This is a genomic window from Hansschlegelia beijingensis (assembly GCF_014196425.1).
In the GTDB taxonomy this organism is placed as follows: Bacteria; Pseudomonadota; Alphaproteobacteria; order Rhizobiales; family Methylopilaceae; genus Methylopila; species Methylopila beijingensis.
In genome coordinates, this window is sequence record NZ_JACIDR010000004.1 from 216,292 (window position 1) to 237,259 (window position 20,968).

Annotated in this window: 18 protein-coding genes; 8 read left to right on the forward strand and 10 right to left on the reverse strand. The window is 70.0% G+C overall.

Annotated features, from left to right (window positions below):
- Positions 1–316 precede the first annotated feature (316 nt).
- Positions 317–709: a group III truncated hemoglobin gene (locus GGR24_RS13555; RefSeq protein ID WP_183395904.1), complete on the forward strand. Its 393-nt coding sequence runs from the start codon at positions 317–319 to the stop codon at positions 707–709.
- A 137-nt stretch (positions 710–846) separates the two neighbouring features.
- Here GGR24_RS13555 and GGR24_RS13560 read toward each other — a convergent pair whose 3' ends face one another.
- The 9 genes from GGR24_RS13560 to GGR24_RS13600 are packed head-to-tail and all read right to left on the reverse strand — an operon-like array spanning position 847 to position 9,414.
- Positions 847–2,076, reverse strand: coding sequence for an MFS transporter (locus GGR24_RS13560; RefSeq protein WP_183395905.1), 1,230 nt, complete (start codon positions 2,074–2,076; stop codon positions 847–849).
- Positions 2,076–2,531, reverse strand: coding sequence for a MaoC family dehydratase (locus tag GGR24_RS13565; protein ID WP_183395906.1), 456 nt, complete (start codon positions 2,529–2,531; stop codon positions 2,076–2,078). Before GGR24_RS13565 ends, GGR24_RS13560 begins: the two co-directional genes overlap by 1 nt.
- A 21-nt stretch (positions 2,532–2,552) precedes the next feature.
- The gene (locus GGR24_RS13570) at positions 2,553–3,539 is read right to left on the reverse strand and encodes a branched-chain amino acid ABC transporter permease (RefSeq protein WP_183395907.1); all 987 of its coding nucleotides are present in this window, start codon (positions 3,537–3,539) and stop codon (positions 2,553–2,555) included.
- Positions 3,539–4,426, reverse strand: a complete 888-nt coding sequence (locus GGR24_RS13575) for a branched-chain amino acid ABC transporter permease (protein ID WP_183395908.1) — start codon at positions 4,424–4,426, stop codon at positions 3,539–3,541. The genes GGR24_RS13570 and GGR24_RS13575 overlap by 1 nt, the downstream gene beginning before the upstream one ends.
- A 2-nt stretch (positions 4,427–4,428) precedes the next feature.
- A complete protein-coding gene (locus tag GGR24_RS13580) occupies positions 4,429–5,169 on the reverse strand; it encodes an ABC transporter ATP-binding protein (protein ID WP_183395909.1) in 741 nt (246 codons plus the stop codon).
- Positions 5,162–5,932: an ABC transporter ATP-binding protein gene (locus GGR24_RS13585; RefSeq protein WP_183395910.1), complete on the reverse strand. Its 771-nt coding sequence runs from the start codon at positions 5,930–5,932 to the stop codon at positions 5,162–5,164. Before GGR24_RS13585 ends, GGR24_RS13580 begins: the two co-directional genes overlap by 8 nt.
- Positions 5,929–7,341 (reverse strand): class I adenylate-forming enzyme family protein, encoded by a 1,413-nt coding sequence (locus GGR24_RS13590; protein WP_183395911.1) that lies wholly within the window; start codon positions 7,339–7,341, stop codon positions 5,929–5,931. The genes GGR24_RS13585 and GGR24_RS13590 overlap by 4 nt, the downstream gene beginning before the upstream one ends.
- The gene (locus GGR24_RS13595; RefSeq protein WP_183395912.1) at positions 7,338–8,159 is read right to left on the reverse strand and encodes an enoyl-CoA hydratase/isomerase family protein; all 822 of its coding nucleotides are present in this window, start codon (positions 8,157–8,159) and stop codon (positions 7,338–7,340) included. The genes GGR24_RS13590 and GGR24_RS13595 overlap by 4 nt, the downstream gene beginning before the upstream one ends.
- Before the next feature lie 43 nt (positions 8,160–8,202).
- Complete coding sequence (locus tag GGR24_RS13600) at positions 8,203–9,414, reverse strand: ABC transporter substrate-binding protein (protein WP_183395913.1); 1,212 nt, start codon at positions 9,412–9,414, stop codon at positions 8,203–8,205.
- Positions 9,415–9,555: 141 nt separating this feature from the next.
- Here GGR24_RS13600 and GGR24_RS13605 point away from each other — a divergent pair, with 141 nt between their 5' ends.
- From GGR24_RS13605 to GGR24_RS13635, 7 genes are all read left to right on the forward strand, one after another.
- Entirely contained in the window at positions 9,556–10,320 is a 765-nt protein-coding gene (locus GGR24_RS13605) for a FadR/GntR family transcriptional regulator (RefSeq protein WP_183395914.1), read from the forward strand.
- Between the two features lie 2 nt (positions 10,321–10,322).
- Positions 10,323–11,315 (forward strand): acrylyl-CoA reductase (NADPH), encoded by a 993-nt coding sequence (gene acuI / locus GGR24_RS13610; RefSeq protein WP_246398433.1) that lies wholly within the window; start codon positions 10,323–10,325, stop codon positions 11,313–11,315.
- Positions 11,316–11,879: 564 nt separating this feature from the next.
- A complete protein-coding gene (gene kdpA / locus GGR24_RS13615; RefSeq protein WP_183395916.1) occupies positions 11,880–13,589 on the forward strand; it encodes a potassium-transporting ATPase subunit KdpA in 1,710 nt (569 codons plus the stop codon).
- A gap of 149 nt (positions 13,590–13,738) precedes the next feature.
- Positions 13,739–15,775, forward strand: a complete 2,037-nt coding sequence (kdpB, locus tag GGR24_RS13620) for a potassium-transporting ATPase subunit KdpB (RefSeq protein ID WP_183395917.1) — start codon at positions 13,739–13,741, stop codon at positions 15,773–15,775.
- Between the two features lie 155 nt (positions 15,776–15,930).
- The gene (kdpC, locus tag GGR24_RS13625) at positions 15,931–16,500 is read left to right on the forward strand and encodes a potassium-transporting ATPase subunit KdpC (protein ID WP_183396027.1); all 570 of its coding nucleotides are present in this window, start codon (positions 15,931–15,933) and stop codon (positions 16,498–16,500) included.
- Between the two features lie 54 nt (positions 16,501–16,554).
- Positions 16,555–19,233 carry a sensor histidine kinase gene (locus GGR24_RS13630; RefSeq protein ID WP_183395918.1) on the forward strand — a complete coding sequence of 893 codons (2,679 nt, stop codon included), beginning with the start codon at positions 16,555–16,557 and terminating at the stop codon, positions 19,231–19,233.
- Positions 19,233–19,919, forward strand: coding sequence for a response regulator (locus GGR24_RS13635; protein ID WP_183395919.1), 687 nt, complete (start codon positions 19,233–19,235; stop codon positions 19,917–19,919). The genes GGR24_RS13630 and GGR24_RS13635 overlap by 1 nt, the downstream gene beginning before the upstream one ends.
- Before the next feature lie 52 nt (positions 19,920–19,971).
- Here GGR24_RS13635 and GGR24_RS13640 read toward each other — a convergent pair whose 3' ends face one another.
- Positions 19,972–20,859, reverse strand: coding sequence for a LysR family transcriptional regulator (locus tag GGR24_RS13640; protein WP_183395920.1), 888 nt, complete (start codon positions 20,857–20,859; stop codon positions 19,972–19,974).
- Positions 20,860–20,968: the final 109 nt, after the last annotated feature.

Below are 20,968 nucleotides of genomic sequence, written 5' to 3' on the forward strand. Positions count from 1 at the left end.
TCCTTTTCACCCGCGTCTCTATCTGGCGCAGCAGTTTTCAACTGCTCTAACGTTTAGCAGGGATCGCGGCCGCTGGCCATCCGTCTGGCATGCCACGAGCCGATCCTTCGGGCCGCCGTTTTTGGAGAGCCGGCTCGCTTCTCGGCCGGAGCGGTCATCGGCCCGCTTGCAACAAGGCCCCGGAAAGACCAGCTCAGCTTGACCATTTCTCAGGCGTCGATGCGAACCCAAGAGGCACCCGTTGGCAAACTCCGCCCGTCCGATCCCGGTCACGTCTCCCAGGGCGGGGTCGTCGGCGGACGGTCTTGACGAAAAGATGATCCGCGGGGTCGTCGATCGCTTCTACGCGGCGGCGCGCGAAGATCCGGTCATCGGCCCGGTGTTCAAGGCCGCGGTGCCCGACGAGCGGTGGCGCGCCCACATCGAGACGATCATCGATTTCTGGACCTCGATGCTGCTCGGATCCCGCCGCTACGAAGGCCGGCCGCTGCGCAAGCACCTGATGCTCCCCAACCTTGAAGACGCCCATTTTCAGCGTTGGCTGGCGCTGTTCCGGCGCACGGTCGAGGAGCTCTGCCCGCCCGCCGTGGCGGCCTTCTGGGCGGATCGCGCCGAGAGGATCGGCAACTCGTTCCGCATCAGCGTCCGGATGCATCGCGGGGAGGAGGTGACGCAGCTCGCCCCGCTCGAACGCGAGACGCTTCGATGACGGAGAAGGCGACGAAGGAGGCCGCGCGACCTGACCTTAAACGAAGGTATGAGAGCGGCGGAGCGAGGTCGGACCGGCGGCGCCGCTCGGTTCGAGTCCTGCTCCCCGCATGAGCCTGACTTCGCCTCATGCCTGACCTACCGCAGGCCCTGCGCGATCTTGCGGGCTTCGGGCCGACGCCGCAGCGCCAGCATCGCGGCGACCCCGATGACCGGGCCCGGGGTCAGCAGGATGAAGCTCCAGCGCCAACCCACCCAGTCGACGAAGACCGGGATGAGGCGGATCGACAGGATCGTCAGCGCGAAGCCGACGCCGAGCTGCACCGCAAGCGCGGTGCCGACATAGCGCGGGTCGCTGACCTCGGTCGCCATCGCGGAGAACTGGGCCGAGTCGCCCACCACGCTGACGCCCCAGATCAGCGCCACGATCGCGAACAGCCAGACCGGCCCGTCGAACACGACGCCGATCAGCAGCGCGCACGTCCCCGAGACGGCCATCATCCCGGCGGCGGTGGCGGTGCGGCCGATCCGGTCGGCGAGCACGCCCCCCAGCAGCGCGCCGAGAGCCCCAACGCCGATCACCGCGAAGGTGATCAGCGACGCCGCCGCGGCGCTCGGGACGCCGAGCGAGGGCGGCGCCGCGGTCACGAACACCAGGAACCAGCCCCACATCGCGTAGAGCTCCCACATGTGGCCGAAATAGCCGATATTCGCGAGCGCCAGCGGGCGGTTGCGCAGCACCGCGGTGATCTGGCGGGGGTCGAAGGTGGCTCGGCTGAAGGGCGCAGGCCCCTCGCGCGCGAAGGCCGCGAAGATCGCGGCGCCGATCAGGGTGGCGACGCTCGCGACGGCGACGACGACCCGCCAGTCGATGTGCTCCACCACGCCGCGCACGAGATGCGGCGAGGCCGAGCCGAGCGTCAGCGCGCCGATGACGGCGCCCAGCGCCGTCCCGCGCCCGCGGACGAACCAGGTTGAGATGAGCTTGAGGGCGGGCGGGTAAACGCCCGCGAGCGCGGCGCCGGTGACGAGCCTGGCGACGAACAGCGCGGCGACCGACGGCGCGACCAGCAGGCTGAGATTGGCGAGGGCGGCGAGCGCCGCGGCCGCCGCCATCAGCTTTCGCGGCGCGACGATGTCCGGCAGGTTGACGAGGCTCGAGCCGAGCGCTCCCGCCACGAAGCCGAGCTGCACCATGTTGGTGAGCCAGGAGGCGTCGGCCGGCGACAGCCCCCAGGCGGCGATCAGCTCCGGCGTGACGGCGGTCGCGGAGAACCACGTCGTCATGCTGAGCACGAGGGCCAGGCAGACAAGCCCCAGCACGCGCCACCGCGCGCCGTCGTCCGGAGCCGGCGCGCCCGGGTTCATCAGCTCTTCTTCAGCGGGACCGTGAAGGTCGTCGCCACGCCGTCGAGGCAGAGATCGCCGGCGGCGTTCCTCACGCTGGTCTTCAGGGTGCAGATCGGCTTGTCGGCGCGCACGGTCAGGATTTCGACGCGACCCGTGATGGTCTCGCCGACGCCGACCGCCTTCAGGAACTTCCATTCGCAGCCGAGGAACACGGTGCCGGGCCCGGGCAGATCCTCGGCCACCAGCGCGTTCAGGATCCCGGACGTCACGCCGCCCTGCACGATCAGCTTGCCGAACACGCTGGCCTCGGCGAGCTCCCGGTCATAGTGCAGCGGGTTGCGGTCGCCGGTCATCTCCGTGAAGGCGATGATGTCCTGCATGGTCGTGGTGCGCGACCGCTCGGCGCTCTGACCCTCGCGCGGCATGCCGTTGATGGCGCCGGCCCAGCCCGAAGGCTTCGTTTCATCCGCCATCGCGGCCTCCTTTCGCGCGCGTCACAGCGGACGCCTGAGGATGCGTCCCAGCATGCCGACGATCCCGTCACGGAAGGTGAGGACGCAGACCACGAACACGCAGCCCTGGATGATGGTCACCCAGGCGCCGAAGGGCGCGAGATAGCTTTCCATCGCGATCATCACGAAGGCGCCGACGATCGGCCCGAACACGGTGCCCATCCCGCCGACGAGGGTCATCAGCACGACCTCGCCGGACATCGACCAGTGCACGTCGGTGAGCGAGGCGAGCTGGAACACGATCGCCTTGGTGGAGCCCGCGACGCCCGCGAGGGTCGCCGACAGCACGAACACCGCGAGCTTGTAGCGGTTGACGCGGTAGCCGAGCGAGATGGCGCGAGGCTCGTTCTCGCGGATCGCCTTCAGGACCTGCCCGAAGGGCGAGTGGATCACGCGGTAGATCAGCAGCATGCCGGCCGTGAAGATCACGGCCACGACGGCGTAGAGCACGCGGTCGTCGCTGAGGTCGATCAGCCCGAACAGCCGGCCCCGCGGCACGCCCTGTATGCCGTCCTCGCCGCCGGTGAACCTGGCCTGCAGGGAGAAGAAGTAGACCATCTGGGCCAGCGCCAGCGTGATCATCGCGAAGTAGATGCCCTGGCGCCGGATGGCGAGCGCCCCGAAGGCGAGCCCCAGCGCCGTCGCCGCCAGCGTGCCGGACGCGATCGCGAGCTCGGGCGTCAGCCCCCAGGCTTTCGCCGCATAGGCCGAAACGTAGCCGGCCATGCCGAAATAGGCCGCATGTCCGAAGGACAGCAGGCCGCCGAAGCCGAGCAACAGGTTGAAGGCCAACGCGAACAGCGCGAAGCACAGCACCTTCATGAGGAAGATCGGGTAGACGCCGAGCGGCAGCAGGGCGAGCAGGACCACGATCCCGATCATGATCCGGCGGTGGAGCGCCTTGGGGTCGACGCCCTCCGCGGCCGGGCGGGCGGCCGCGATCGGGGTCGCATCGTGAGCGGCGGCCATCACGCGGACCGCCCGAACAGGCCGGAGGGCTTGGCGAGCAGCACGACCGCCATGATGACGAAGATCACCACCGAGGACGCCTCCGGGTAGAACACCTTGGTCAGTCCCTCGACCAGACCGAGCCCGAAGCCGGTCAGGATCGAGCCGAGGATCGAGCCCATGCCGCCGATCACCACGACGGCGAACACCACGATAATGATGTCGGCCCCCATCGCGGGATTGACGGAGTAGATCGGCGCCGCGAGGACGCCCGCCAGGGCCGCGAGCCCGACCCCGAACGCGTAGGTCAGGGTGATGAGGAGGGGCACATTGACCCCGAAGGCCCCGACCAGCGTCGGATTCTCGGTCGCTGCGCGGAGATAGGCGCCGAGCTTGGTCTTCTCGATCAGCAGCCATGTCGACAGGCATATGACGAGCGACGCCGCCACCACCCAGGCGCGGTAGTTGGGCAGGAACATGAACGGCAGGCGCTGGCCCCCCGACAGCTCCGGTGGAATGACGTAAGGCAGGCCGGATGAGCCATAATGCTGGCGGAACAGGCCCTGGATGATGAGCGCGAGCCCGAAGGTCAGCAGCAGGCCATAGAGATGATCGAGCTTGTAGAGGCGCGCGAGCAGCAGGCGCTCCAGCAGCGCGCCGAACAGCCCGACGGCCAAGGGCGCGATCAGCAGCGCCCACCAGTAGCCGAGCCCGAGCTCGTTCAGCAGGATCCAGGCCACGAACGCGCCCATCATGTAGAGCGCGCCGTGGGCGAAGTTGATGACGTTGAGCAGGCCGAAGATGATCGCCAGCCCGAGCGACAGCATTGCGTAGAACGAGCCGTTGATCAGGCCGAGGAGCAACTGCCCGGACAGCGCCTGCACGGAGACGCCGAAGATCGTCGTCATCGTCAGACCCCGAGATACGCGTGAAGCTTGCCGAGATTGGCGTCGAGATCGTGGTTCGGGATCATGTCCACGACCCGGCCCTGTTCGACGACGAAGTGACGGTCCGCGACGGTCTGCGCGAAGCGGAAGTTCTGCTCGACCAGAACGGTGGTGTAGCCCTCGGCCTTCAGGCGCTGCAGCGTGCGCCCGATCTGCTGCACGATCACCGGCGCGAGACCCTCGGTGGGCTCGTCCAGCAGGATCAGTTTGGCGCCCGTCCTGAGGATGCGGCCGATCGACAGCATCTGCTGCTCGCCGCCCGAGAGCTTCGTCCCCTGGCTGCGGCTGCGTTCCCTGAGGTTCGGGAACAGCGCGTAGATGTCGTCCACCGACATGCCGCCGGGCTTCACCCGCGGCGGCAGCATCAGGTTCTCGTGCACCGACAGGCTGGCGAAGATGCCCCGCTCCTCCGGCACGTAGCCGACGCCGAGCCGGGCGATCAGGCGCGACGGCATGCCGATCGTCTCGACGCCGTCGAACACGATCGAGCCGCGCCGCTTTCCAAGGATGCCGATGATCGCGCGAAGCGTCGTGGTCTTGCCGGCGCCGTTGCGGCCGAGCAGCGTCACGACCTCGCCCGGCCTGACGTCGAACGTCACGCCATGCAGCACGTGGCTCTCGCCGTACCAGCCTTCGAGCCCCTCGATCGCGAGCAACGGCGCCGAGGCGTCCCGCGGGGCGGCGGCGCGGTGAGCGTCAGCCATGACCGGCTCCGATATAGGCTTCGATCACCCGGGGATCCTTGGAGACGGCGGCGTAATCGCCCTCCGCCAGAACCTGCCCGCGCGCCAGCACCGTGATGCGGTCCGACAGGGAGGCGACCACCGAAAGGTTGTGCTCGACCATCAGGATGGTGCGGCCGGCCGAAGCCCGACGTATCAGCGCCGAGATCCGGTCGATGTCCTCATGGCCCATGCCGGCCATCGGCTCGTCGAGCAGGAGCATGTCGGGCTCGAGCGCCAACGTCGTCGCGATCTCCAGCGCGCGCTTGCGGCCATAGGAGAGATCGACCGCCGGCGCCCGCGCGAAGGCCGCGAGCCCGACATCCTCGACGAGCGCCAGCGCCTCCTCGTCCAGCGCGCGCAGCACGCGTTCGGAACGCCAGAAGTCGAAGCTGTCGCCGCGCTTGCGCCGTTGCAGGGCGATGCGGACGTTCTCCAGCACGCTGAGCTTGGGGAACACGGCCGAGATCTGGAACGACCGCACCAGCCCGAGCCGGGCGACGTCGGCCGGCTTCATGCGGGTGATGTCGCGGCCGTTGTAGCGGATGGTTCCGGCCGTCGGGGTCAGGAACTTGGTCAGCAGGTTGAAGCAGGTGGTCTTGCCCGCGCCGTTGGGGCCGATCAGCGCGTGGATCGTGCCGCGCCGGACCTGCAACTCGACGCTGCTGACGGCGCGGAAGCCGCCGAAATCCTTGGTGAGGCCGCTCGCGGCCAGCACCACCTCGTCCGCCTGCGGGCCGCTCATGACGCCGGGCCGTGCATGGCGCGGATCGCGGCGCGGCTGGCCTTGCCGGTCGCGCCGAGCGGGAGCGCGTCCGCGAACGCGATCACGTCCGGGATCTTGAAGCGCTCGATGCGCTGGGCCGCCCAGGCCCGCAGATCGTCGGCGCTCGCGGCGGCGCCGCGCTTCAGCACCACCACGGCGTGGATCGCCTCGCCGAGGCGCTCGTCAGGCACGCCGGCGCAGAGCGCCGCCGCCACGTCGGCGTGGGCGCAGAGCATGTTCTCGACCTCGACAGGGGAGATCTTGTTGCCGCCCCGGGAGATGATCTCCTTGGACCGGCCGACGAGCTCGACCCGGCCGTCGGCCCGGAGCCGCGCGAGGTCTCCGGTCCGGAAGAAGCCGTCCGCGAAGGCTTGCGCGGTGAGGTCGGGGGCGCCGAGATAGCCGTTCATGCCGAACGGGGTGCGGATGCGCAGTTCGCCGGTCTCGCCGGCCGCGGCCTCGCGGCCGTCGTCGCGGACCAGCCTGTAGTCGACACCTTCGGTCGGGACGCCGATCGATCCCGCGCCTTCGCGGCTCGCGGCCGGGGCGAGCACGAAGTCGCAGGAGCCGGTTTCGGTGAGGCCGTAAAGGTCGAACACGCCGGCGTCCGGCCAGGCGTCGGCGAGCCGTTCGCCGAGCGAGGGGCCGAGAACCTCGCCGCCGGTCAGCACGGCGCGCAGCCGCGGCGCGGGGCCGGCGTCCCCCGCCAGCAGGGTCCGGATCATCGAGGGCACGGCGCCCAGCACCGTGGTCTCCTCGGCGAGCAGCCTCGCCATGGTCGGCGTCGTGAACTTCTGCACCAGCACGAGCTTGGCGCCGGCGCGGATCGCAAGCAGGCTCGCCCAGACCCCGAAGATGAAGATCAGCTGGAGCGGCAGCGTCACGACGTCGTTGCGGGTGACGCCGATCAGGCGGTCCAGCGCCTCGATCTTGCCCGCAAGCGCGTCGTGCCCCAGCACCACGCCCTTCGGGGCCCCGGTGGTGCCCGAGGTGAAGATGATGAGCGCGGCGCCGGCAAGTTCCGGGCGCGCCGGCGGCGCGGCGTCGCCGGTGCGCGTGAGCTCGGCCTCGTCGAGCCGGAACCGCGCGCCGGTGGCGGCCGTCAGCGCCGCGACGGTGACGGCCGCGGCGGATTGATGGACGGGAACCACGACGCCGCCGGCGAGCCAGACGCCGAGCATCGCGCCGATGTCGCCCGGCCGGTTGGCGATCGTGACGTGGACCGGCTCGTCCGGCTCGAGCCCCCCGGCGCGCAGCGCGGCGGCGGCCCGCTCCGCCAGAGCGGCGATCTCGGAGCCGGCGAAGGACGCGCCGCTCGTCGCTTCAGCGATGGGGTTCGGCGAGGCCAGGAGCCAGCCGTGCAGCAGGCCGGCCAGCTTGCCGCTCATGCGCCCGCTCCGGCGAAGCGCGCGTCGCGCCAGGCAAGCGCCGCCTTCAGCCCCTCCGCGCGCGCGATGTCCATGAACTGCTTCTTGTCCGGCGAGCCCGCGCCTTCGATCTGCAGGTCGATTTCGAGCGCGGCCTCGAGCGCGTCGATCATGCCGCGCGCCTCGATCGCCCGGTTGATCGCCCGCTTGGTCTCCTTCACCAGGTTCGGGTCGATCGTCGCGATGTGGCGGGCCATCCGCAGGGCCTGCGCGTCGAGCTCGTCGTTCGGAACCACCCGGTTCACCATGCCGATCTCGTAGGCCCGGCGCGCGCCGATGCGGTCCTCGCCCGTCAGGATGATCTCCTTGGCGACCTTTGGGCCGACGATCCAGGGCAGGATCATCACCACGATGCCCGCGCCGAACTTCAGCTCCGGCTCGCCGAAGAACGCGTCCTCGGACGCGATGGTGATGTCGCAGGCGAGCGCGAGCTCGCAGGCGCCGGCGAGGCAGGGCCCGCGCACCGCCGCGATCGTCGGCTTCCGGCAGTGCCAGAAGCGCATCGGCACGTCGAAGTCCTTGCGCAGGATCGGCCGCCACTGGGTCACGCCGGTCGGGCGCAACTCCATCTGGTCCTTGAGGTCGAAGCCCGACGAGAACGCCGTCCCGGCGCCGCGCACGACCACCGCCCGCGCCGCGTCGTCAGCCTCGATCTCGTCCATGGCCCGGCCGAGCTCGTCGAGCATCGTGGCGCTGATCGCGTTCGTCCGGCCGGGCCGGTCGAGCGTGATGCGGGCGACGGCGTCGATGAGCTCGACCCGGATCGTGGCGTAGGTCAAGACGCGGCTCCGCTTGCGGGCGAGGGGCGGGCGGTCGAGCCCGCTACCTGGCGGTGACGAACGGGCAGCCGCCGTCGGCCATCGGCCGGAACGCCTGGTCGCCCGGGATGGTGCTCACAAGCTTGTAGTAGTCGTAGGGACCCTTCGACTCTTCGGGGCTTTTGACCTCGAACAGGTACATGTCGTGGATGGTCCTTCCGTCGGGACGGATCGAGCCCTTGCCGAACAGCGGATCGTCGGTCGGCATGTCCTTCATCTTCTGGACCAGCGCCTTGCCGTCACGCGCGGCGGTCTTGTCCATCGCCGCGATCGCCTTCATCCAGTGCGTCATCGCCCCGTAGGCGCCGGCCTGGTTCATGGTCGGCACGCGCCCGTTGGTGGTCGTCTGGAAGCGCTTCGTGAAGGCGCGCGTGCCGTCGTTCAGGTCCCAGTAGAAGGCTTCCGTGAGGGTCAGGCCCTGCGCGGTCTTCAGGCCGATCGAATGGACGTCCGAGATGAAGGCCAGCAACGCGACCAGCTTCTGCCCGGACTCCCTGAGCCCGAACTCGGACGCCTGCTTGACCGAGTTGATCGTGTCGCCGCCGGAGTTCGCGACCGCGACCACATTCGAGCCGCTGCCCTGCGCCTGGAGCAGGAAGGAGGAGAAGTCGTTGGTCTGGAACGGCGCCAGCACGTGGCCGAGCACCTCGCCGCCGTTCGCCTTCACGGCCTGCGTGGCGTCGCGCTCGAGCGCATGCCCGAAGGCGTAGTCGGCGGTCAGGAAGTACCAGGACTTGCCGCCCTGCGCGATCACCGCCTTTGCGGTGCTGTTGCCGAGCGCCCAGGTGTCATACGTCCAGTGCACGGTGTTGGGCGTGCAGGCCTTGCCGGTGAGGTCCGACGAGCCTGCGCTCGAGACCATCAGCAGCTTGTTCTTCTCAGCGGCGATGTTGGCGACGGCGAGCGCGACGGACGAGGTCGGCACGTCGATGACGGCGTCCACCTTGTCGACGTCGAACCATTTGCGGACGATGCCGGAGCCGATGTCGGCCTTGTTCTGGTGGTCGGCCGTTACGATCTCGACCTTGAAGCCATGCTGCTCCGGCTGGAAGTCCTCGACCGCCATCCGGGCGGCCGTGACCGAGCCCGGGCCGCTGATGTCCGCGTAGAGACCGGACATGTCGCTGAGGACGCCGACGCGGAACGTCGGCATGTCCTCGGCCAGGGCTCCTGAAACCCCTCCGATCAGCACGGCGAGCGCGAGTGTGCTCCGCATGCTTTCCCCCCTGTTTCGCCGGCTCTTCGTCCGGTCAGATCGGAAGGATGGTGGCCGGTATCGTTATTTGTCAAACAAAAAGGGGATTGCTTTCCGGCGCCTGATCGCGATGCTGCGGCGCCGGCAGATGGAACACGCTCGATGGTATTTCGGCACGACCAGATCGTCACGGCGACAGCCGCGAACCAGATCGCCGAAGCCATCCAGCAGGAGATCGCGAGCGGGCGCCTCAAGGTCGACGATCGGCTGCCGACCGAGGAGGAGCTCGCCACGCAGTTCCGGGTTTCGCGCCCGACGGTGCGGGAAGCGCTGAAGCGGCTCGCCGCCCGCCATCTCATTCGCTCGCGCCGGGGCCCTGCGGGCGGCACCTTCGTGAACGGCCCTTCGCCGGAGGAAATGGCGCAGAGCTTCAGCACGGCCGCGACCCTGATGGTGGCGGCGGGCGGCATCACGCTCGACCAGATGGCGACCGTCCGGGCCGAGATGGAGGCGATCTGCTGCCGTCTCGCGGCCGAGCAGCGAAGCGCAGAGCACCTCGCGGGCATGCGCGCCGAGATCGCGCTGCAGCTCAGCGAGCCGCTGCTGGACGAGGAGTTCTGCGCGTCCGACGTGCGGTTTCACCGGCTGATCGTCGACGCCGCCGGCAACCCGCTGCTGCGCTTCCTGATGAACGCGATCGTCGAGGGGCTCCTGCCCGTCAGCAACATGATCATCTTCCGGGTCCGCGACCGGAAGACGATCGTCGATCATCACATCCGGATCGCCGACGCCATCGAGGCGCGCGACGCCGATCGGGCGGTGGCGGCTCTCAACGACCTGGTCCGCTACGTCCGCGATCAGTACGCGGCGGCCGAAAAGGGGCGTCTCGAATACGCCTCCAAGATCACAAGCACCAAGGGAGAATGACGTTGCCGGAGAGCGAGTTTCGGGCGCTGGTCGCCAGGCAGTCGGATGGCGGTCAGACCGTCGCGGTCGAGCGCCTGACCGAGGCCGACCTGCCGGAGGCCGACGTTCTGGTCGACGTCGAGTACTCGTCGTTCAACTACAAGGACGGGCTGGCTCTGACCGGCAAGAACCGGATCCTGCGCAATTACCCGATCATCCCCGGCATTGATCTCGCGGGCGTGGTGCGGTCCTCCGCCTCGGAACGCTTCAACGCCGGCGATCACGTGGTGCTGACCGGCTGGAGCGTCGGCGAGTCCTGGTCCGGCGGCTTCGCGGAGCGCGCCCGGCTGAAGAGCGAGTGGCTGGTCAAGCTGCCCGACGGCGTCACCTCCCGCCACGCTATGGCGATCGGCACCGCGGGTCTCACGGCCATGCTCTGCGTCATGGCGCTCGAGAAGCACGGCGTCACGCCGGGCGGCGACGTGCTGGTGACGGGAGCGGCCGGCGGCGTCGGCAGCGTCGCGGTCCGTCTGCTGTCGCGCCTTGGCTACAAGGTCTCGGCGCTCACCGGCCGTCGCTCCGAGGAGGCGTTCCTGCGCTCGCTTGGGGCTTCCGCGATCGTCGACCGCGCGGACTACCAGAACCCCGGCAAGCCGCTGCAGGCGGAGCGTTGGCAGGGCGCGGTGGACACCGCCGGCGGCGCGCTGCTCGCGAACGTCCTCGCTTCGACGGCCTATGGCGGCGCAGTCGCGGCCTGCGGGCTGGCCGCCGGCGCCGACCTGCCGTCGAGCGTGTTCCCCTTCATCCTGCGCAACGTCGCGCTGCTCGGCGTCGACTCCGTGCAGTGCCCGATCGCGCGGCGCGAGGAAGCCTGGGGGCGGCTCGCCGCCGAGCTGACCGAGAACGACATGGCGGACGCGGCCGCCGTGGCCGGCCTCGAAGACCTTCCGGCGCTGGCCGAGGCGATCCTGGCCGGCCAGGTTCGTGGCCGCACCATCGTGGACGTGCGGAAGTAACAGACGACGACGCCGGCGACCGAGGACCTCTCCCGATCGCCGGCGCCCGGGTCCCCCGCCTCTGAAATCGGGGCGGCGGCGTCGTGGGGCAGACCGGCGTATCCGCATCGGACCTCGTCGCTCGTCGCCCGAACCATCAAGGCCGATCCGAGAACAGCCGGCCCATAGCGGGATCCCGAACGCGGTCCGACCGGCCCAGAACGAAGAACCGGCGTCGGCCCGCTCGGCCGCTCCGCTGTCCCAACGCAGCCTTAACGCCCCACGGCGAAGCGCCCTCTCCAAGCCCAACGGGCTGCGAAGCCAAGTACCCCAAGCGGCGACCCCGCCGCGACGGGACCTGGAATGATGACGGACATCCTGATGCTTGCCGCGGGTATCGCGGCGTTCGGCGCGCTCGCAGCCTATGCGCGCGCCTGCGTGCGGCTGTGACGGCGATGACCGTGCTCGGCCTGCCGCTGCTCGACGCGACGCTCGGCGCGACGGCCGCGCTCGTGGTGGCCGCCGTTTTCCTCGCCGCGCTGCTGCGGCCTGAACGGTTCTGAACCGCCCAACGGACCTAAACCCATGACCCAGAATGGCTGGGGGCAGATCGCGCTGTTCTGCGTGATCGTGCTCCTTCTCGTCCGCCCGCTCGGCGGCTTCCTCACCCGCCTTTATTCCGGCGAGCGGACCCTTCTTCATCCGGCGCTCGCGCCCGTGGAGCGCGGCTTCTACCGGCTCGCCGGCGTCCGGCCGGAGCAGGACCAGAGCTGGCTCGCCTATGCGCTCGCGATGCTGGCCTTCAACCTGGTGGGCTTCCTTGTGGTCTACGCCGCGCTCCGCCTGCAGGGCGCTCTGCCGCTTAATCCTCAAGGCTTGGCAGGGCTCGCTCCCGACCTGGCGCTCAACACCGCCGTGTCTTTCGTGACCAACACGAACTGGCAGTCCTATGGCGGCGAGGCGACGATGTCCTACGGCTCGCAGATGTGGGCGCTCACCGTCCAGAACTTCCTGTCGGCCGCGACAGGCATGGCGGTCGCGCTGGCTTTCGTGCGCGGCTTCGCGCGGCGGTCTGTGCAGGGCGTCGGCAACTTCTGGACGGACCTGACCCGCTCCACGCTCTACGTGCTGCTGCCGGCCTGCGTCGTGCTCGCGCTCGTCTATGTCGCGCTCGGCGTGCCGCAGACGCTGTCGTCCTACGTGACCGCAAAGACGCTGGAGGGCGCCGACCAGACCATCGCGCTCGGGCCGGTCGCGAGCCAGCTCGCGATCAAGATGCTCGGCACCAATGGCGGCGGCTTCTTCAACGCCAATTCCGCGCACCCCTTCGAGAACCCGTCGGCGCTCGTGAACCTCATCCAGATGGTCTCGATCTTCGCAATCGGCGCCGCGCTCACCAACGTGTTCGGCCGCATCGTCGGGGACGAGCGGCAGGGCTGGGCCATTCTCGGCGCGATGGGCGCGCTGTTCCTGGTCGGCGTCGGCCTGGTCTACTGGGCCGAGGCGTCAGGAAACCCGATCCACGTTGCGCTTGGGCTCGATCCCGCAGGCGGCGCCATGGAGGGCAAGGAAGTCCGCTTCGGCGTCGCCTTGTCCGCTCTGTTCGCGGTGATCACGACGGCCGCGTCCTGCGGCGCGGTCAACGCCATGCATGACAGTTTCTCGGCGCTCGGCGGCCTGATCCCGATGATCAACATGCAGCTCGGGGAGGTCGTGATAGGCGGCGTCGGCGCAGGCCTTTACGGCGTGCTGCTGTTCGCGATCGTGGCCGTGTTCGTGGCGGGTCTCATGGTCGGCCGCACGCCGGAATATGTCGGCAAAAAGATCGAGGCGCGCGAGGTGAAGCTCACCATGCTGGCGCTGCTCTGCTCGCCTGCGGCGACGCTGATCGCGGTGGCGGTGGCGGCGGTGAGCCCGCTCGGGCTGGCCGGGCTCCAGGAGAGCGGCCCGCACGGCTTCTCCGAGATGCTCTACGCGACGACCTCGGCGGCCGCGAACAACGGGTCGGCCTTCGGGGGGCTCACCGCGAACAGCATGTTCTGGAACGTCACGCTCGCGATCGGGATGATGGTCGGCCGCTTCGCTCTGATCGTGCCGATGCTCGCGGTCGCAGGCTCGCTCGGGGGCAAGAAGCGGCTGCCGCCCTCGTCAGGCGCGTTCCCGACCGATGGCGGGCTGTTCGCCGGGCTGCTGATCGGCGTGATCCTGATCGTCGGCGGGCTCACCTACTTCCCCGCGCTGACGCTCGGACCCGTCGCCGACGCCTTCGCGACCGCGGCCGGACGAACCTACTGAGCCGCGCCTCCCCACGGGTCCCGGCCCGAGCCGGGACCCCGACGGCGGCCCCTTCGACGCCCCTTTTCCCGCTCCCTCCGACGCCGCAGCGCGTCGGGCTCCCGACCCAGGCCCAGGGGGCCGAGGGGAGCGCAATTCGAGACAAACCCATGTCGGAAAAATCCGCCTCCCTGCTTGATCCGGCTCTGATCGGCCCCGCCCTCGGCGCCGCCTTCCGCAAGCTCGATCCGCGCGAACTCATCCGGAACCCGGTGATGTTCGCCGTCGAGGTCGTGGCGCTCGTGGCCACGATCCTGTTCGTCCGTGATCTCGCCTTTGGCCTCGACGCCGCCTTCTCGGGCCAGCTCGCGGCGTGGCTCTGGCTCACCGTCTATTTCGCGACATTCTCCGAGGCCGTCGCCGAAGGGCGCGGCAAGGCGCAGGCCGACGCGCTCCGCCGCACGCGGTCTGAAACGTTGGCCAAGCGGCTCGTCGGCGATTGCGGAGGCTATGAGGAGATCGCAGCCCCCGTCCTCAGGGGCGGCGACCTCGTGCTGGTCGAGCCCGGCGACCTGATCCCCGGCGACGGCGAGGTGGTCGAGGGCGTCGCGACCGTGGACGAGAGCGCGATCACCGGCGAGAGCGCCCCGGTGATCCGCGAAAGCGGCGGCGACCGCTCGGCGGTGACGGGCGGCACCAAGGTGCTGTCCGACCGCATCAAGGTCCGCATCACGGCCGCCGCAGGCTCGAGCTTCCTCGACCGCATGATCGCGCTGGTGGAAGGCGCCGAGCGGCAGAAGACGCCGAACGAGATCGCGCTCACCATCCTGCTCGCCGGTCTCAGCCTGATCTTCGTGCTCGCCACCGTGACCATTCCCTCCTTCGCGGCCTATTCCGGCGGCGCGGTCCCGGTCATCGTTCTGGTCGCGCTGTTCGTGACGCTGATTCCCACCACGATCGGCGGCCTGCTGTCGGCGATCGGCATCGCCGGCATGAACCGGCTGGTGCGCTTCAACGTGCTCGCCATGTCGGGCCGCGCGGTGGAGGCCGCCGGCGACGTCGACGTGCTGCTGCTGGACAAGACCGGCACCATCACGCTCGGCAACCGGCAAGCCTCAGAGTTCCTGCCGCTCGAGGGCGTGCGGGCGAGCGAGCTTGCGGACGCGGCCCAGCTCGCGAGCCTCTCCGACGAGACGCCGGAGGGGCGCTCCATCGTCGTGCTCGCCAAGGAGACGTATGGGCTTCGAGGCCGCGAGATGGGGCCGCTGGAGCCGTGCTTCATCCCGTTCTCGGCGCAGACCCGCATGAGCGGCGTCGACATCGGCGCGCGCAGGATCCGCAAGGGCGCGGCCGACGCCGTGGTCGCTCATGTGAAGGCGCTCGGCGGCGAGGTCCCGGCGGAGCTCGCCGGGATCGTGGAGCGGGTCGCCCGCGCGGGCGGCACGCCCCTCGTGGTCGCGACCGACGTCCGCATTCTCGGCGTCGTCCACCTCAAGGACATCGTGAAGGGCGGCATCCGCGAGCGCTTCGGCGAGCTCCGCGCGATGGGCATCCGCACGGTCATGATCACCGGCGACAACCCGATGACCGCCGCCGCAATCGCGGCCGAAGCGGGCGTCGACGACTTCCTCGCCGAAGCGACGCCGGAGGCCAAGCTCGCGCTGATCCGTAAGGAGCAGGAGGGCGGCAAGCTGGTCGCCATGTGCGGCGACGGCACCAACGACGCGCCGGCGCTCGCGCAGGCCGACGTCGGCGTCGCGATGCAGACGGGGACGGTCGCCGCCCGCGAGGCCGGCAACATGGTCGACCTCGACAGCGATCCGACCAAGCTCATCGAGATCGTGCGGATCGGCAAGCAGCTGCTGATGACGCGCGGGGCGCTCACCACCTTCTCGATCGCCAATGACGTCGCGAAGTATTTCGCGATCGTGCCGGCGATGTTCGTCGCGCTCTATCCGCCGCTCGGCGCGCTCAACGTCATGGGGCTCAGCAGCCCTCAGAGCGCGATCCTGTCGGCGATCATCTTCAACGCGCTGATCATCGTGGCGCTGGTGCCGCTTGCGCTGAAGGGCGTCTCCTACACGCCGTCCAGCGCCGCGGCGCTGCTCCGCCGGAACCTGCTGATCTACGGCCTCGGCGGCCTTATCGCGCCCTTCGTCGGCATCAAGCTCGTGGACCTCGCGGTGAGCGCGGCCGGACTGGCCTGAACACCTGACCCAGCCACCGCGTCATGGTCCGGCTCGACCGGACCATCCACGCCGCGCGTCGAGCTCGACGTTCGAGGTGGGTCCTCCGGTCAAGCCGGAGGAGGACGAAGTGGAGATCCGTCGCGCCCCTGGCGCGCAGTTGAATGGACACCCTCATGCTCGCCCAGCTTCGTCCCGCCATCGTCCTGATGGCCCTGTTCACCCTCCTGCTCGGCCTCGCCTATCCACTGGCGGTCACCGGCGTCGCGCAGCTCGCCTTTCCGTCCGCCGCGAACGGCTCGATGATCGAAAGGAACGGCCAGCTGGTCGGCTCCGCGCTGATCGGACAGGCGTTCGCCAGCCCCCGCTACTTCCACGGGCGGCCTTCGGCGGCCGGCCAGAACGGCTACGACGCCAGCTCCTCCTCGGGATCCAATCTCGGGCCGACCTCGAAGGCGCTCGCCGAGCGCATCGCGGGCGACGTGGCGAAGGCGCGGAGCGAGGACGGGCTCGCGGGCCCCGTTCCGGCCGATCTCGTGACGGCCTCGGCCTCGGGGCTCGACCCCGACATTTCGCCGGCCTCCGCGCAGGCGCAGGCCGCGCGCGTCGCCCGCGAGCGCGGGCTGTCTGAACCGCAGGTGCGGGCCCTGGTGGACCGCACGGTCCAGAAGCGCCTGTTCGGGCTGATCGGCGAGCCGCGGGTCAACGTGCTCGCGCTCAATCTCGCGCTCGACGAGCTCAAATGAGCGGGGCCTTCGCGAGGCGGGCGCGCGCCTTGCAAGCCCGCTAAGCTCCCGCCGATGCCCGCAATCCGCCCCTCGCCCGAGAGCTTCCTGCCCGCCGTGGAGCGGGAGGGCCGCGGCCGCCTCAAGATCTTCTTCGGCGCGGCCCCGGGCGTCGGCAAGACCTTCGAGATGCTGCGCGAGGCGCAGGCGGCGCGACGGGAAGGAGTCGACGTGGTGGCCGGCGTGGTGGAGACCCACGGCCGCGCCGAGACGGAGGCGCTGCTCTCCGAGCTCGAGACCGTCCCCCTCGTCGAGGTCGCCTATCGCGGGCGGACGCTGAAGGAGATGGACGTCGACGGCGTGCTCAGGCGCGCCCCGAAGCTCGTTCTGGTGGACGAACTCGCCCACACCAACGCGCCGGGCTCGCGCCACCCGAAGCGCTGGCAGGACGTGGAGGAAATCCTCGCCAAGGGGATCGACGTCTACGCCACGCTCAACGTTCAGCACCTCGAGAGCCTGAATGACGCCGTCGCGCAGATCACCCGCGTGCGCGTGCGCGAGACGGTTCCGGACCGCGTGTTCGACCTCGCCGACGAGGTCGAGGTGATCGACGTGACGCCCGACGAGCTGCGCAGGCGGCTTGCGGCCGGCAAGGTCTATGTGCGCGAGCAGGCGGAGCGGGCCGTCCGCCACTTCTTCCAGCACGGCAACCTCACCGCTTTGCGCGAACTCGCGCTTCGCCGCACGGCGGAGCGCGTCGACGCCGACATGCGCGGCTACATGGAGGCTCACGCGATCGAGGGCCCGTGGCCCGCGGCCGAGCGCATCCTCGTGGCGATCGACGAGCGGCCCGGGGCTGCGGCGCTGGTGCGGGCGGGCAAGCGCCTCGCGGACCGCGCCCGCGCACCCTGGCTCTGCGTGACGATCGAGTCGCCCCGCCAGGCCCGGCTGTCCGAGGTCGAGCGCGACCGAGTCGCGGACACGCTGCGGCTCGCCGAGGCGCTCGGCGGCGAGGCCATCACGCTGCCCGGCGGCGACGTCGCGGAGGCGATCCTGGACTTTGCGCGGAGCCGCAACGTCACGGCCATCGTGGTCGGAAAGGGGGCGCGGTCCGGATGGCGCCTGGTCCCGCGCCGCTCCGTCGTCGCCGAACTGCTGGAGCAATCGGGGCCGATCGCGGTGCACGCGGTCGCGGGCGACGAGACCATCCCGCCGAAGGCCCCGGAGACGCGCGCCCGATCCGGCCCGGCCCTGCCGGCCTATGCGGCGGCGGTCGCCGCCGTAGTGGTCGCCGCGTTCGCTGGTCTCGCGGTAGATCTGGTGATCGACCTGCCGAACATCTCGCTGGTGTTCGTGCCGGCCGTGATGGCGATCGCAGTGCGCTACGGCCTCGCGCCGTCGCTCGCGGCCTCGTTCCTGGCGGCGCTCGCCTACAACTACTGCTTCACCGACCCGCGCTTCTCGCTGACCGTCAACGACCCGTCCAATGTGGTGGCGATCCTGTTCTTCTCGCTGACCGCGGTCCTTGCGAGCTCGGTCGCCGCGCGCGTCCGGGCGCAGACGGTCGCGGCGCGGAACCAGGCGCGCGTCACGGCCGAGCTTTACGCCTTCTCGCGCAAGCTCGCCGCGGTCGCGGCCGAGGACGACCTGTTGTGGGCCGCGGCCCATCAGATCGCGCTGATGCTGAAGGTCGAGGCAGTGCTGCTGGTCGCGGGTCGCGGAGGGCTCGCGATCGGCGGCGCCTATCCGCCCGAGGACGAGCTGGAGCCGGCCGAGCTCGCCGCCGCGACATGGGCCTACGAGCATGGCGAGCCGACCGGTCGGGGCGCGGCCACGCTGCCCGGAACCAGGCGGCTGTTCCTGCCGCTCCGCACCAGCCGCGGCATGCTGGGCGTCGCGGGCGTCGTCCGCCGGGCGCCGGGCCCGCTGCTCACCCCCGCCGAACGCCGTCTGCTCGACGCGCTGGTCGACCAGACGGCCGTCGCGCTCGAGCGCGTGCGGCTCGGCGCGGACGTCGACGAGGCGCGCCTCCAGGCGGAAACCGAGCGCCTGCGCGGCGCGTTGCTTACCTCCGTCAGCCACGACCTCAAGACGCCGATCGCCACCATCATGGGCGTGATCACCAGCCTTCGGAGCTACGGCCGTCTCTATGACGACGCCACGCGCGACGAGATGCTGGCGAGCGCCCAGGGCGAGACGGAGCGCCTGAACCGATTCGTCGCCAATTTGCTCGACGTCGTGAAGCTCGACGCGGGCGGCCTCGCCGCGCAGTTCGAGCCCCTCGACGTCGGGGAGATCACCGGCGTGGCGCTGAGGCGCGCCGGCGCCGCGCTGGGCCAGCGCACGGTGACGCTCGACTTCCCGGACGAGCCGCTGACGGCCCTGGGCGACCCCGTGCTGTTCGAACACGCGCTGCTGAACGTCCTGGAGAACGCGGGCAAGCACACGCCGCCGGACGCGCGGATCGAGATCCGCGGCGCGCGGGAGGCGGACGGCGTCGCCCTCAGCGTGACCGACGACGGGTCGGGGATTGCGGCGGAGGACCTCCCGCACATCTTCGACCGCTTCTACCGTTCGGCCGCCGGAGACCGTAAGAGCCCGGGCGCCGGGCTGGGGCTCGCGATCGCCAGGGGCTTCATGCAGGCGCTCGGCGGCTCCGCGACGGCGGAGACGGTATCCTCCGGACGCGGGGCGCGCTTCACATTGCGGCTGCCCGCGGCGGATGAGCCGGCCGCACCCCGGAGCGCGACCTGATGGCCTCAAGCCAGATCACGGTGCTGATCGTCGACGACGAAGCCCCGATACGACGCTTTCTCAGGGCGACGTTGAACGTCAACGACTACAGAACGCTGGAGGCCGAGACCGCCGCCGAAGCCCTGCGCCTCATGCGCCATGTTCCGCCCGACCTGGTGCTGCTCGACCTCGGCCTTCCGGACAAGGACGGCCTCGACCTCATCCGCGAGATCCGCGCCGCAAACCCCGTCCCGATCGTGGTTCTGTCGAGCCGCGGCGAAGAGGCCGCCAAGGTCACGGCGCTCGATCTCGGGGCCGACGACTATGTCACCAAGCCGTTCGGGACCGACGAGTTGATGGCCCGGATGCGCGCCGCGCTTCGTCACAGACTGGCGAGCCGCGGCGCCGAGCCGATCTTCAGCGCCGGCCCCCTCAAGGTCGACCTCTCGCGCCATCTCGTCACCCGCGACGGCGTCGAGGTGAAGCTCAGCCCCAAGGAGTTCGCCATTCTGAAGGAGCTGATCGTGCATGCCGGAAAGGTGCTGACGCACCGTCATCTCTTCCGCGCCGTCTGGGGCCAGGACGATGGAGACCAGACGTCGCTGCGGGTCTTCATCCGCCAGCTTCGCGTGAAGCTCGAAGCCGACCCTGCGCGTCCGTCGCTTCTGTTGACCGAGCCCGGCGTCGGCTACCGGCTCGCGGGGTGAGCAGGGACTTGCGGGCCGGAGACTCGCGCCTGCACCTAGCGCGACCGAAGTCTCAGCGAAGGTCGATCGCGGTGGTCGCCCAGTCGATGAACGCCCTGAGGCGCGGCGAAAGCTGCTTCGCGCGCGGATAGAGGATCGAGACCGGGCTCGGGGAGGGCGGGAACTCTTCGAGCAGCGGCTGAAGCGCGCCGGAGGCGAAATGCCTCGCCAGCCGATAGCGCGGCGCCTGTATGAGCCCCAGTCCCGCCAGCGCCGCCGCCGTATAGGTCTCGGCGCCCGTCACGGTGATGCTGGCCGGCAACATCATGGTTCGCAGAGAGGCCCCGACCGTGAACTCGAGCGGCATGACCGTTCCCGTGGCGGAGGAGCGGAATCCCACCATGCTGTGGTCCGCAAGGTCCCTCAGGCTGCGCGGGACGCCGCGCCCGGCGCAATAGGCCGGCGACGCGCAGGTCACTTCCTCCAGCACGCCCAGCTGGCGGGCGATCATGTCGCTGTCCCGCAGGACTCCCACCCGGATGACGCAGTCGACGCCTTCGCGCACCGGGTCCACGAAGCGGTCGCCCTCGCTGAGGTGAAGCTCGATGTCCGGATAGGCTGCGAGGAACTCGGGCAGCCGCGGCACGAGATGATGGCCGGCCAGCGTCCCGTGGACCTCGACGCGCAGCATCCCCCTGGGCTTCGTGCCCGCGAACGCGGTCTCGGCGTCTTCGAGGTCCGCGATCAGTTGCAGGCATCGGCCATAAAAGGCCTCGCCGTCGAGCGTCGGGCTGACATGCCGCGTGGTCCGTTGCAGCAGGCGCACCCCGAGGCGCGCCTCCAGCGCCTTGATCGCCTCGGTCGCCGTCGCTCGGGGCAGTCCCAGATCCTCGGCGGCGCGTGTGAAGCTCCGCCGCTCGACGATCCGGGCGAAGACGCGCATGGCGTCATATCGGTCCATTGTTCGGAAATCCGAATGATGATGCCGGACTATACAGGATTATCTCCGACATTCGCCGGTCCATCTTCCGCTCATCGCCGCGTCACGCGGCCGGTGGAGGAGACGGGAC

Coding starts and splice junctions, on each gene's coding strand:
- kdpC (WP_183396027.1), top strand. CDS start 15,931: ATGCTCGCCCAGCTTCGTCCCGCCATCGTCCTGATGGCCCTGTTCACC.
- GGR24_RS13580 (WP_183395909.1), bottom strand. CDS start 5,169: ATGGCTGACGCTCACCGCGCCGCCGCCCCGCGGGACGCCTCGGCGCCG.
- GGR24_RS13570 (WP_183395907.1), bottom strand. CDS start 3,539: ATGGCCGCCGCTCACGATGCGACCCCGATCGCGGCCGCCCGCCCGGCC.
- GGR24_RS13575 (WP_183395908.1), bottom strand. CDS start 4,426: ATGACGACGATCTTCGGCGTCTCCGTGCAGGCGCTGTCCGGGCAGTTG.
- GGR24_RS13605 (WP_183395914.1), top strand. CDS start 9,556: ATGGTATTTCGGCACGACCAGATCGTCACGGCGACAGCCGCGAACCAG.
- GGR24_RS13590 (WP_183395911.1), bottom strand. CDS start 7,341: ATGAGCGGCAAGCTGGCCGGCCTGCTGCACGGCTGGCTCCTGGCCTCG.
- kdpB (WP_183395917.1), top strand. CDS start 13,739: ATGTCGGAAAAATCCGCCTCCCTGCTTGATCCGGCTCTGATCGGCCCC.
- GGR24_RS13555 (WP_183395904.1), top strand. CDS start 317: ATGATCCGCGGGGTCGTCGATCGCTTCTACGCGGCGGCGCGCGAAGAT.
- GGR24_RS13635 (WP_183395919.1), top strand. CDS start 19,233: ATGGCCTCAAGCCAGATCACGGTGCTGATCGTCGACGACGAAGCCCCG.
- GGR24_RS13630 (WP_183395918.1), top strand. CDS start 16,555: ATGCCCGCAATCCGCCCCTCGCCCGAGAGCTTCCTGCCCGCCGTGGAG.
- GGR24_RS13600 (WP_183395913.1), bottom strand. CDS start 9,414: ATGCGGAGCACACTCGCGCTCGCCGTGCTGATCGGAGGGGTTTCAGGA.
- kdpA (WP_183395916.1), top strand. CDS start 11,880: ATGACCCAGAATGGCTGGGGGCAGATCGCGCTGTTCTGCGTGATCGTG.
- GGR24_RS13640 (WP_183395920.1), bottom strand. CDS start 20,859: ATGGACCGATATGACGCCATGCGCGTCTTCGCCCGGATCGTCGAGCGG.
- GGR24_RS13565 (WP_183395906.1), bottom strand. CDS start 2,531: ATGGCGGATGAAACGAAGCCTTCGGGCTGGGCCGGCGCCATCAACGGC.
- GGR24_RS13560 (WP_183395905.1), bottom strand. CDS start 2,076: ATGAACCCGGGCGCGCCGGCTCCGGACGACGGCGCGCGGTGGCGCGTG.
- GGR24_RS13585 (WP_183395910.1), bottom strand. CDS start 5,932: ATGAGCGGCCCGCAGGCGGACGAGGTGGTGCTGGCCGCGAGCGGCCTC.